At 65.2% G+C, this 11671-nt stretch carries 9 protein-coding genes; 8 read left to right on the top strand and 1 reads right to left on the bottom strand.

The annotated features are described in order from the left end of the window. The first annotated feature begins 378 nt into the window (after positions 1-378). The 7 genes from BP26_RS30965 to BP26_RS0123140 are packed head-to-tail and all read left to right on the top strand — an operon-like array spanning position 379 to position 9339. The gene (locus tag BP26_RS30965; RefSeq protein ID WP_366518057.1) at positions 379-2535 is read left to right on the top strand and encodes a methyl-accepting chemotaxis protein; all 2157 of its coding nucleotides are present in this window, start codon (positions 379-381) and stop codon (positions 2533-2535) included. A 16-nt stretch (positions 2536-2551) separates the two neighbouring features. Then, complete coding sequence (locus BP26_RS0123165; protein WP_029922926.1) at positions 2552-3013, top strand: chemotaxis protein CheW; 462 nt, start codon at positions 2552-2554, stop codon at positions 3011-3013. A 5-nt stretch (positions 3014-3018) separates the two neighbouring features. Next, positions 3019-4275, top strand: coding sequence for a CheR family methyltransferase (locus BP26_RS0123160; RefSeq protein WP_211255029.1), 1257 nt, complete (start codon positions 3019-3021; stop codon positions 4273-4275). Next, positions 4259-4963, top strand: coding sequence for a chemotaxis protein CheW (locus BP26_RS0123155; RefSeq protein ID WP_029922924.1), 705 nt, complete (start codon positions 4259-4261; stop codon positions 4961-4963). Before BP26_RS0123160 ends, BP26_RS0123155 begins: the two co-directional genes overlap by 17 nt. A gap of 5 nt (positions 4964-4968) precedes the next feature. After that, positions 4969-7206 (top strand): hybrid sensor histidine kinase/response regulator, encoded by a 2238-nt coding sequence (locus BP26_RS0123150; protein ID WP_211255028.1) that lies wholly within the window; start codon positions 4969-4971, stop codon positions 7204-7206. After that, a complete protein-coding gene (locus BP26_RS0123145; RefSeq protein WP_084183365.1) occupies positions 7203-8276 on the top strand; it encodes a chemotaxis response regulator protein-glutamate methylesterase in 1074 nt (357 codons plus the stop codon). The genes BP26_RS0123150 and BP26_RS0123145 overlap by 4 nt, the downstream gene beginning before the upstream one ends. After that, entirely contained in the window at positions 8269-9339 is a 1071-nt protein-coding gene (locus BP26_RS0123140; protein ID WP_084183364.1) for a response regulator, read from the top strand. The genes BP26_RS0123145 and BP26_RS0123140 overlap by 8 nt, the downstream gene beginning before the upstream one ends. 117 nt (positions 9340-9456) lie before the next feature. Here BP26_RS0123140 and BP26_RS0123135 read toward each other — a convergent pair whose 3' ends face one another. Then, on the bottom strand, positions 9457-10587 hold the full coding sequence (locus BP26_RS0123135) for an alkene reductase (RefSeq protein WP_029922920.1): 1131 nt from the start codon (positions 10585-10587) through the stop codon (positions 9457-9459). Positions 10588-10902: 315 nt separating this feature from the next. On the opposite strand from BP26_RS0123135, the gene BP26_RS0123130 reads away from it, so the two are divergent. After that, positions 10903-11643 (top strand): MarC family protein, encoded by a 741-nt coding sequence (locus BP26_RS0123130; protein ID WP_211255027.1) that lies wholly within the window; start codon positions 10903-10905, stop codon positions 11641-11643. The last annotated feature ends 28 nt before the right edge of the window (positions 11644-11671 follow it).

Here is an 11671-nt window from a genome sequence, read left to right as displayed (position 1 = left end):
CTTTGCGGCGATACGCCGAGGGGCAACAAGGTGGACGTCGCCGGCTGTTTCCACGATATCGGCATCCGGTCGGATGATACCATCGACTATCTGCCGCCCTCTGCCGTCCGCGCCTCCGGACGACCATCACGTTCTCATCCACGCTTCCCTGGGTGCTTCCGCGTCCCGTGATTCGAGCAGAACATCACTTGTCCGGCTGTCCGATTTCCCGGGTCCGCTTCTGAATATGAGGGAACGACTTTTCGCTCATCCCTTTAAAGCTACCGCTCGTCTGAAGGGCTGGAAAAGTGGCTTCTTCCAGGAAAAAAAGTAAATCTTTCCCACGAGGACTCGCCTCTATTTCATTGACCCTGTTCGATGCCGTAACGCACAGTCTCCTTGGTGCCGGCTCAGGGCAAACACCGATCGTTCCCTGCGAATGGCTGCACCTTTCGAGAAATATTGTTACCGCCGTCTGGAACGGAAATGAAGAATCTGAAGGTATGGCAGAAGCTCGTATTGATGGGGGCCGTGTTCATGGTTCCCTTTGCTGTCGTCACCTACAAGATGGTGGCATCGATCAATACGCTGGGGGTCGAGTTTGCTCGCCAGGAGCTGCGAGGTCTGGAGTATTACCGTCCATTGCTGGTACTGCTGCGCGACTTGCAGCAGCATCGGGCCATGGCCGCAGCGGGCGGCGATCCCGCGGTTCAGGCGGCCCTCCCGGTCAAGGGCGCCGATATCGAGAATGATCTCAAGACGCTGGAGGGTATCGATCAGCGCCTCGACGGCTTTCTGCACACCGGCAAGAAGCTGGCGGCTCTCAGCATCGCTTGCCGCGAAATGCTGGCCAAGTCGGCCGGCCAGTCTTCCGCCGACAGCTTCGCCGCGCACAGCAAGGTGATCGACAGCGCTATCGCTCTGGTCGGCGATGTCAGCGACGCTTCCAATCTGACGTTGGACCCCGACGTCGACAGCTATTACCTGATGGACGTGGTCATGTTCCAGGCGCCGGAGTTGAGCGAGCACGTTGGCCAGGCCGGCGCGCCTTCCGCGGTGTTTTCACAACTGCCCAGTGCAGCCGTTCTCGCGGACTATCTGCGGAAGCAGGTGGATCAATCGCTGGGTAAAGCGCTGGATTTCAACGCCGCCCTGAAGCCGCAACTGGCGGCCGATGGGCCCAGTGCCGCAGAGCGCGCCGCCGCCGGAGTCATCAAGCTCTTTGCCGGACGCAGGAGCGAGCCATCGCCAGCGGAGGCATTCGGTGCGGTCAGTTCCGGGCTCGCCGCCATCTTCGACATGGAGCAGCGTGCTACCGAAGCGCTGAACGGTCTGCTGGTCACGCGCATCGCCAAGCTGCGCGGTGACATCTACGCCACGCTGGGCTGGGCGCTGCTGGGCCTGTTGGTTGTGATGCTGATTGGCGTATTCATCATGCGCGACATCACTGTTGCACTCGGGCGCATGGTCGGCTGGGCCGACCGTATCGGGACCGGTGACCTGTCGCTGCAAGTGGCGGTGGAAACGCGACGCGACGAAATCGGCATGCTGAGCCACGCCCTGTCCCGCATGACCGGCGCGTTGAAGAACATGGCCGGTGCGGCGGAGCAGATCGCGGCCGGAAACCTGGCGGTTCGGGTCGAGCCGCAATCGGACCGCGACGTCATGGGCAAGGCGCTCGGCCACATGGTTGAAGGCCTGTCGGCCCTGGTTGGCCAGGTGCAAAAGTCGGGCATCCAGGTCAATTCCTCGCTGACGCAGATCGCCGCGACCGCGCGCGAGCAGCAGGCCACGGCCAGCGAAATCGCCGCCACTACGACCGAGATCGGTGCCACTTCGCGGGAGATTTCCGCCACCTCGAAGGAGCTGGTCAGGACCATGCAGGAAGTGTCCGGCGTGGCTGAGCATTCGGCCGTGCTGGCGGGGCAGGGGCAGTCCAGCCTGGCGCGCATGGAGGACACCATGCACAACGTCATGGCCGCGGCGACCTCGATAAACGACAAGCTCGGCGTACTCAATGAGAAGGCCGGAAACATCAATCAGGTGGTGACCACCATCACCAAGGTGGCGGACCAGACCAATCTGTTGTCGCTCAACGCCGCCATCGAGGCGGAAAAGGCCGGCGAATACGGGCGCGGCTTCTCCGTTGTCGCCACCGAGATCCGGCGGCTGGCAGACCAGACCGCGGTGGCCACCTACGACATCGAGCAGACGGTGAAGGAAATCCAGTCTGCAGTGACCGCCGGCGTGATGGGCATGGATAAATTTTCCGACCAAGTGCATCGCGGCATGCAGGAGGTGCAGCAAGCCGGCGGGCAGCTGTCGCAGATCATCCGACAGGTGCAGGATCTGGCGCCGCGCTTCGAGCTGGTCAACGAAGGCATGCAGGCGCAGGCCACCGGCGCCGAACAGATCAGCGAGGCGCTGTCGCAGCTCAGCGAAGCGGCGCAGCAGACAGTGGATTCGCTGCGTCAGTCGACCGAGGCTATCGACGGCCTCAACCAGGTTTCCACTGCCCTTCGCAACGGCATCTCGCGCTTCCGCCTGGAAGGCTGAGCGCCGGGGAGAACGCATGCTCTTCCTGGTCTTTCAGCTCGGCAAGGATCGTTTCCTGATAGAGGCGCGTCGCGTGGCCGAAGTAGTGCCCCTCGTCGAAATCAAGAGCCTGCCGCAGGCGCCGCCTTGGCTCGCCGGTCTGTTTGACTATCGTGGCATGCCGGTGCCGATCATCGATCTGAGCGCGCTGGCGCTCGGTCGCCCGGCGCGCCGCTGCCTCAGTACCCGCATCCTGCTGGTGCACGGCCAAATTGGGGATGGCGGCGCCCGGCTGGTCGGGTTGATCGCCGAGCAGGCGACCCAGACGCTGCGTTGCGATCACGCACAGTTCCTCGACAGTGGTGTCAGCAACGATGTTGCGCCGTACCTGGGCCCGGTGTTGCGCGATGCGGATGGCTTGCTGCAGCGCATCGAACTCGACCGGTTGCTGTCGCAGCCTATATTGGCGCCGCTCGGCGCGCTACAGGCAGCGGCTTGATGGTCATGCACAAAATCGAATCGCTGCTGAGGCAGGCCATTGGGCTGGATTGCGCCTCGATCGGCGTTGGCGCCGTGCAGCGCGCCGTGCACGAGCGTCGCCGTATGTGCCTGCTGCCCGACGCGGAAGCCTACTGGGAGCGCCTGTCCACTTCCGAAGCCGAATTGCAGGAACTGATCGAAATGGTGGTGGTGCCGGAAACCTGGTTTTTCCGCGACCGTGGCGCATTTTCCGCGCTGGCCAACATGGCGCGCAGCGTGTGGTTGCGCAACCGGCCGAATACCACTCTGCGCCTGCTCAGCCTGCCCTGTGCCAGCGGCGAGGAGCCCTATTCGATGTCGATGGCGCTGCTGGACGAGGGCGTGCCGCAGGAGAGCTTCCGTATCGACGCTGTCGACGTCAGTGCGCGGGCGGTGGAAAAGGGCCGCCAAGCGACCTATGGGCGCAATTCCTTCCGCGGCGCGCAGCTGCAGTTCCGCGAGCGCTATTTCGAATGCACGGGGGCGACTTACCGCCTGTCGGAGGCAGTACGGGCGCCGGTGCGCTTCGAACGCGGCAACCTGTTTGCACCGGATTTCCGTCCCGACGTCGAGCTGTACGATGCGATCTTTTGCCGCAATGTCCTGATCTATTTCGACCGCGCCGCCCAGACGCAGGCGGTCGCAGTGCTGGCTCGACTGCTGAAGCCCGCGGGCGCGCTGTTCGTCGCACCCGCAGAAACCTCCTTGCTCCATGGCTACGGCTTCAGTCCGATGCACTGGCCGCGCGCTTTCGCCTTCCGCAAGGGTGAATCCATTGTCGGCGCACATACGGTTGCAGCGGCCCGACCCTTGCCGCCGGCCGCGCCCGTTTCGCCATCGCCGCTACCAACGCTGCCATCGGCGCCACCGGCGCCAATCCAGCCTGCAGCGGCCCAAGCGCGGCCCGAGCTTCCCATCGATGCGCAGCAGGCCGCGGCGGCAATCGCTGTGCTAGCCGACCGCGGCGAGTTGGACGAGGCAGCGGAAGCTTGCGCACTGCATCAGCGCAGCCACGGCCCTTCGCCGCAGATTCTCTATCTGCTGGGCTTGATCCGCGATGCCGGGGGACGCACCGCCGAGGCGGTACAGTATTATCGCCAGACGCTGTACCTGCAGCCCACGCACCGCGAAGCCCTGACGCACCTGGCATTACTGTTGGACAAGCAAGGCGATGCCTCTGCCGCACAACTGTTGCGCGGTCGCATCAATCGGCTGGAGCAAGCCTATGCAGAGCGGAGCTGAGCTGCACGGCGATGCCATCGCCGCGGCCGTTGTTGGCCGTTGCTGGAACCGCATCGGCGTGCACGGCGATGGCTCCTGCGAATTGCTTGAGCAGCATATTCATTGCCGCAATTGCGCAGTATTCTCCGCGGCCGCCGCCAGCCTGCTCAACCGTGAGCTGCCGCCGGGTCATCTGGCCGAGTGGACCCGCGTTGTCGCCGACGCCAAGCCCTCGGCGGTGCAGAAGAGCTGTTCGGTGGTGATTTTCCGCATCGGTGCCGAGTGGCTGGCACTGCCCACCGCTGTATTCGAGGAGATCGTCGGTCCACGTCCCCTGCATACGCTGCCGCACCGGGGCGGCGCCGTAATGGGCGTTGTCAACGTGCGCGGCGAACTGCTGGTGTGCCTGTCGCTGGGCTACCTGCTCGGCATCAATAACTCCGCCGCCGATGGGCCGCGCCTGCCGAATGGGCGGCTGCTGGTGCTGGCCTGCGACCGGAACCGTGTCGTTTGTCCGGTGGACGAGGTCCACGGCGTGCACCGCTTCGATCCGAGTCAGCTACAGGAGGCACCCGCAAGCTCGTCCCGTTCGGCGGCAGCCTACACTCGCGCCGTGCTGCGCCTGCCGCAGCATGCGGTCGGCGTGCTCGACGAGCAACTCCTGTTCCAATTCTTCAACCGGAGCCTGGCATCAGCGACCGCGACTTAAGCCAGATGTCGATGCTGGATCTGTTCCGTCTGGAAGCCGAGGAACAGGTCCAGACGTTGACCAATGGCCTGCTGCAGCTCGAGCACGGCGCCGCTGCGACCGGGCCGCTGGAGGCCTGCATGCGCGCCGCGCATTCGCTGAAGGGTGCTGCGCGCATCGTGGGCCTTGGCGCGGGCGTCGCCGTGGCCCACGCCATGGAAGACTGCTTCGTCGGCGCACAGCGTGGTGCCATCGCCTTGCAGCGCAGGCACATCGACTGGCTGCTGCGCGGCGTCGATTTGCTGACGCGTATTGCCACAACCCCCGCCAGCGAGATTTCGCGCTGGAGCGAAGAGGGCTCGGCCGAAGCCGGCGCCTTCGCCGCCGAGCTTCAGGCCCTGCTGAAGGCACCCGGAGCGGGTGGCGGCGAGCCGGTCGCCAGCACCCTGCCGGCTGTCTCCGTGCAGGCTTCGCCCGCGCCGGCCCTGGTCATGGATAAAGCGGTTGGGGCGGACGGCGGTGGCCGCGTGCTGCGCGTGACTGCGGAAAACCTCGATCGCCTGATGGGGCTCGCCGGGGAATCGCTGGTCGAATCGCGCTGGCTGAAGCCTTTCGCCACTTCGCTACTGCGCCTCAAGCGCCTGCACCAGGATGTGGGCAAGGCCCTCGATGCCTTGCGCGAGGCCTTGCCTGCCGCGGCGTTGAACGAGCGCGGACGCGGCGCGCTGGCCCAGGCCCAGCTGCGCACGCTCGAATGCAGCAAGCTGCTCAACGAGCATCTGGCCGAGCTGGAATCGTTCGACAGCCGCTCCGCCAACCTGGCCGACCGCCTTTATGCGAAGGCGTTGGACTGCCGCATGCGGCCGCTCGGCGACGGTGTACAGGCTTTTCCGCGGATGGTGCGGGACCTGGGCCACTCCCTGGGCAAGCAGGCGCGCCTGGAGATCATCGGTGGGGCCACGCCGGTCGATCGCGATATCCTGGAGCAGCTGGAAGCGCCGCTGGGGCATCTGTTGCGCAACGCCGTCGATCACGGACTGGAGTCGCCGGAGCAGCGCCGCGCCGTCGGCAAGTCGCCCGAAGGCTTGATCCGCCTGGAAGCCCGGCACAGCGCCGGCACCCTGCAGATCGTCATCGCCGATGATGGGGCCGGCGTCGACCTGCCGAAGTTGCGTACAGCCGTGGTGCAGCGCAAGCTGACGACAGCGGAAGTCGCCGCCCAGCTGAGCGAATCCGAGTTGCTGGAGTTCCTGTTCCTGCCCGGCTTTTCCATGAAGGGCAGTGTCACTGAGATTTCCGGGCGCGGCGTCGGCCTGGATGTGGTGCGCGATACCATCCGGCGGGTGCGCGGCACGGTACGCATCGCCACCCAGGCCGGGCAGGGGACGCGCTTCCACCTGCAACTGCCGTTGACCCTGTCGGTGGTGCGCACCTTGCTGGCCGAGGTCGGCGGGGAGCCGTACGCCTTTCCGCTCGCCTACATCGTCCGTACCCTGAAGCTGGATCCGCAGCGCCTGGAAACCCTGGAAGGCAAACAGTTTTTCGACTTTGAAGGACGGCCGGTGAGCCTGGTGCCGGCGCTGCAGGTGCTGGGCGGCAGCGCAACGGCCCCGCCGGGACAGCTGCTGCCGGTGGTCGTGGTGGAGCAGAAGGGCAGCATCTACGGCCTGGTGGTGGATCGCTTCCTGGGCGAGCGTGAATTGGTGGTACAGCCGCTGGATGCGCGCCTGGGCAAGATCAGGGATATCGCTGCCGGCGCGCTGACCGAGGACGGCACGCCGGTCCTGATCGTCGATGTCGAAGACCTGATCCATTCGGTGGATCACCTGGTCGCCAGCGGCGGCCTGGGCCGCCTGCCCGGTGAAAGCCCAGCACTGAATGGCCGGCGCAAGCGCGTCCTGGTGGTGGAGGATTCGCTTACCGTGCGGGAGCTGCAGCGCAAGTTGCTCGACAGCCGTGGCTATGAGGTGCAAGCCGCGGTCGACGGCATGGACGGGTGGAACGCCCTGCGCGGCGGCCGCTTCGACCTGGTCGTGACCGACGTCGACATGCCGCGCCTCGACGGCATCGAGCTGGTGACACTGATCCGCAAGGACCCCGACTTGCACTCCCTGCCGGTGATGATCGTCTCCTACAAGGACCGGGAAGAGGACCGTCGGCGCGGGCTCGAAGCGGGTGCCGACTACTACCTGACCAAGAGCAGCTTCCACGACGAGACCATGCTGCAGGCGGTGACCGACCTGATCGGCGAGGCCGCGGCATGAGAATCGGCATCGTCAATGATATGCCGCTGGCGGTGGAAGCCCTGCGGCGCACGATCGCGCTCGATCCCGCGCACCGTACCGTGTGGGTTGCGCACGATGGCGCCGAGGCGGTGGAACTGTGTGCACGCGAGCTTCCGGATCTGGTGCTGATGGACTTGATCATGCCCGGCATGAACGGCGTCGAAGCCACACGCCGTATCATGGCCGCGACCCCCTGTCCCATCCTGATAGTTACCGGCAGCGTCGGCGGCAATGCCTCCAAGGTCTACGAAGCGATGGGTTACGGCGCGCTCGACGCCGTGGATACGCCGGTGCTGGGCCTGGGCGATGCCAAGGCCAGCGGCATGCAGCTCCTGGCCAAGATCACCATCATCGGCAAGCTCATCGGCGACCGCGGCGATTCACCGCCGCGAGACGAACGGCCGCGTGCTGTCGCCGCCACGGGCAAGGCCGGGCTGGTGGTGATCGGCGCCTCGGCAGGCGGCCCGGCGGCCCTCGCCGAGGTGTTGGCAGGCCTGCCCGGCGATTTTCCCATGGGTGTGGTCATTGTGCAGCATGTCGACCGCCAATTCGCCGCCGGCATGGCGGACTGGCTCAACCAGGTCTCGCCGTTGCCGGTGCGGCTGGCTCAAGAAGGCGACGTGCCCCGCGCAGGCACGGTGCTATTGGCCGGCAGCAACGATCACCTGTGCTTCAAGTCGCCCGGCTGGCTCGGCTACACCGCCGAGCCGAAAGACTATGCCTACCGGCCCTCGGTCGACGTATTTTTCAACAGCGTCTGCAAGTACTGGCCAGGCCGCGCCATCGGCGTGCTGCTGACCGGCATGGGCCGCGACGGTGCTGCGGGCCTCAAGGCGATGCGCGGCAAAGGTTGCCACACCATCGTCCAGGACCAGGCCAGCTGCGCCGTGTTCGGCATGCCCAAGGCCGCCATTGCGCTGCACGCCGCAACGGAAGTATTGCCGCTGTCGCGGATCGCGCAGCGTTTGCTCGCCCTCGCGGGCGATGGGGCTGCATGCGGCGCAGGTGCGCCGAACAGCATGTGCCGGGACGGCAGGCAGGATGGGTAAGGCTATGGACTCGAAGGACAAATATCCGGTGATGGTCCTCCTGGTGGACGACCAGGCGATGATCGCCGAGGCGGTGCGTCGGGCGCTGCTCCAATACCCCGGTATCGATTTCCACTATTGCAGCGATCCGATGCGGGCAATCGAGGTGGCGGAGCACATCAAGCCGACCGTGATCCTGCAGGACCTGATCATGCCCAATGTCGACGGTCTCACCCTGGTGCGCCAATACCGCGATCATCCGGCGACCTGCGACATCCCCATCATTGTGCTGTCGACCAAGGAGGAGCCCGCGGTAAAGAGCGAGGCGTTTGCTGCCGGCGCCAACGACTATCTGGTCAAGCTGCCAGACCAGGTCGAGCTGATTGCCCGCCTGCGCTATCACTCGCGCGCCTACGTCAACCAGCTCCAGCGGGACGAGGCCTACCGTGCCCTGCGCCAGAGCCAGAAGCAGCTGCTCGAAAAGAACCTCGAGCTGGAACGGCTCACCAACCTCGACGGCCTGACCGGCCTGAGCAATCGTCGCTATCTGGACGAGTACATGGCGGTGGAATGGAGCCGCGCCGCACGCGAGCGCACGCCGCTGGCGGTGCTGATGATCGACGTCGACGACTTCAAGCTCTACAACGACACTTACGGACATGTCGCCGGAGACGAAGTACTCAAGCAGGTGGCGGATGCGATCCGCCTCGGGTCGGAACGGCCGGCAGATCTGGCTACCCGCTATGGAGGGGAGGAGTTCATGGTGATTCTGCCGTCCACGCCTTATTCCGGCGCGGAAGCGGCGGCCGAAAAACTGCGCCGGCGCGTCGAGCAACTGGCCATTTCACACAGCGGCTCGGCCAGCGGCCATGTGACCGTGAGCATCGGCGGCGCGGCGACCATGCCCTCGCGCGGAGAGTCCGCGCTGCAGCTGATCAAAGCCGCCGACCGCGCCTTGTACCTGGCGAAGAAGGGCGGCAAGAACCGGGTCGAGATGCATGAGAGGCTGGAATCGTCGGGAACGGCTCAGTCCGGCGATCGCGAGAATGATGAGAGCAGTGCGTTTTTACGGCAGATGAAGTGATCTTCCGCCTCGCGGCTTTCCGGCGACGAGTTTGTGCTGCCGAACAGCAAGCCGTGGCGGCGCATCGTTGATCGGGTGCCGGCGCCCGTAGTACAGCAGCCTATCGAGTGTCCGAACCTAGGCGGCGATGCGGTCGGCTTCGCTCATGCAGGGATAGTCGGTATAACCGGCGGCGCCTCCGCCGAAGAAGGTTTGGTGGTCCGCCGGGCTCAGGCGGGCGCCGATGCGCAGCCGGTCCACCAAATCAGGGTTGGAGATGAAAGCACGGCCGAATGCGATGAAATCGGCTTGGTTATAGCGGCGGTCCAGAATCGCCCGTTCGCGGTCGTAACCGTTGTTGGCCATATAAGGACCATGGAACTTCCGGCGCAAATCCTGCAGCTCGAACTCGCCCGGAACATGCCGCGGCCCCTGAGCGGTGCCCAGGATCACGTGCAGATAGGCCAGCCCGAACGGGTTGAGCCGCTCCACCACGTGCAGATAGGTTGACCGGGAGTCGGTATCGGGGGTGCTGTCGTTGGCGTGGCCCATCGGCGACAGGCGGATACCTACGCGGTCGGCGCCACAGGCATCGACCACTGCGGCCGTCACTTCGAGCAGGAAACGGGCGCGCTTCTCCAGCGTGCCGCCGTAGTCGTCGGTGCGGCGGTTGGTGGCCTCGCGCAGGAATTGCTCGATCAGGTAGCCATTGGCGGCGTGGATTTCGACACCGTCGAAGCCGGCCGCCAGCGCATTCGCGGCGGCTACTTTGTACTGGGACACGATGCCGCTTATCTCGCCGGTATTCAGAGCCCGCGGCATCACCAGAGGCTGGTAGCCGCTTGCGGTGAAAGCTTTGCCACGCGGAAGGATCGCCGACGGCGCCACCGGCAGCCCTCCGCCGGGCTGCAGCGAAGGATGGGAGATGCGTCCCACGTGCCAAAGCTGGACGAAAATGCGCCCGCCCTTGTCGTGCACCGCGCGCGTGACCGGCTGCCAGGCCTCCACCTGCTGCGGTGTGTAGAGACCAGGAGTAAAGGCATAGCCGCGCCCCTGCGGGGAGATGTTGGTGGCTTCGGCGATGATCAGGCCGGCGGAAGCGCGTTGCGCGTAGTACTGCGCCATCAGCGGCACGGGCACGCCGTCCTCGCTGGCGCGGCTGCGGGTGAGCGGCGCCATCACGATGCGGTTGGCCAGGGTATAGGGTCCAAGCTGCGCTGGAAGGAACAGGTCGCTGGTATCCGGTTTTCCGGTGAGAGAAAGTGGCATGCGGGCTCCGGGGCGATGCGGCGCATGGTGGCGCGCTGGAAAAGTTGCCGAGCTTAGGAGCCGGGGAGATGCAACGGCATTGATCTGCATCAAAGCCGCTGCCAACGCGACCCGGAGACATGGGCGGCACCCGAGGTCGCGTGGCCGCTTTTACGTGCGGAAGAACGACCGATCCTTGAAGGATCTGCTCGCGTTCAAATGAATCTAGCCATATAGCTTGGTTGCGGCGGCGAGGCATGGTGCGGTCCGGCGTGTGAGGATGGTGTCGGTCCGCAATTGCCAGGGCACACGCTCATTGACCTGTGTCATACCTCTATGGAGGCCGCTGCCCTCATGCTGCGTTTACTGCAATGTAGAGCACATCCCTGTGCCATGTCCCAGTCGTCGATGATCAGTGACATCTCCACCGCCTTCGTGTTGAGCTTCGCTGGCCTGTTTCCGATCGTGAATCCGCTGGAGTCGGCGCCGCTGTTCCTGGAATTCACTGCCGGCTGCAACGTGTCGGAGCGCAATCGGCTGGCTCGCGAGGTCACTCTCAACAGTTTCTTTCTCCTGCTGGGTGCCATGCTCCTCGGGCCCTGGCTGCTGGTATTCTTCGGCATCGACCTGCCGGTGGTGCGCATCGCCGGCGGAATGGTGGTGGTTTCCGTGGGATGGAAGGTGTTCAGCAAAGGAGACGCGCAATGGACCGGTCAAGCCGCAATGTCCGCTGCCAGCGAGGCACGCCGGAATCCGGCGCGCAGCTTCTATCCCCTGACCATGCCGCTGACCGTCGGGCCGGGCTCGATGTCCGTCGCCATCGCACTGGGCAGCCGCCGGGACGAGCATGCGCTGCACCTTCTGCTATGGATACAGCGCTTGGCCGGATCGGTATTGGGCCTGGTTGCAATCGGCGCCAGCATCTATGTCTGCTACCGCTTTTCCGGCCGCATCGTCAAGGCCCTGGGCGAGACCGGAGCCGACGTGCTGGTGCGCCTCTCGGCTTTTCTGTTGATGTGCATCGGCGTGCAGTTGGTATGGGCTGGCTACAGCAGCCTGGCCGCCAGCCTGCACTGAGCGCGCCGCGACGGTATTGCGCGGCGCC

The sequence above is a fragment of the Nevskia soli DSM 19509 genome (assembly GCF_000711955.1).
Taxonomy (GTDB): domain Bacteria; phylum Pseudomonadota; class Gammaproteobacteria; order Nevskiales; family Nevskiaceae; genus Nevskia; species Nevskia soli.
The sequence above is the reverse complement of the archived record's forward strand: the minus strand, read 5'-3'. Positions and strand labels throughout refer to the sequence as shown.

Coding starts and splice junctions, on each gene's coding strand:
- BP26_RS0123165 (WP_029922926.1), top strand. CDS start 2,552: ATGCTCTTCCTGGTCTTTCAGCTCGGCAAGGATCGTTTCCTGATAGAG.
- BP26_RS0123160 (WP_211255029.1), top strand. CDS start 3,019: ATGCACAAAATCGAATCGCTGCTGAGGCAGGCCATTGGGCTGGATTGC.
- BP26_RS0123155 (WP_029922924.1), top strand. CDS start 4,259: ATGCAGAGCGGAGCTGAGCTGCACGGCGATGCCATCGCCGCGGCCGTT.
- BP26_RS0123150 (WP_211255028.1), top strand. CDS start 4,969: ATGTCGATGCTGGATCTGTTCCGTCTGGAAGCCGAGGAACAGGTCCAG.
- BP26_RS0123145 (WP_084183365.1), top strand. CDS start 7,203: ATGAGAATCGGCATCGTCAATGATATGCCGCTGGCGGTGGAAGCCCTG.
- BP26_RS0123140 (WP_084183364.1), top strand. CDS start 8,269: ATGGGTAAGGCTATGGACTCGAAGGACAAATATCCGGTGATGGTCCTC.
- BP26_RS0123135 (WP_029922920.1), bottom strand. CDS start 10,587: ATGCCACTTTCTCTCACCGGAAAACCGGATACCAGCGACCTGTTCCTT.
- BP26_RS0123130 (WP_211255027.1), top strand. CDS start 10,903: ATGGAGGCCGCTGCCCTCATGCTGCGTTTACTGCAATGTAGAGCACAT.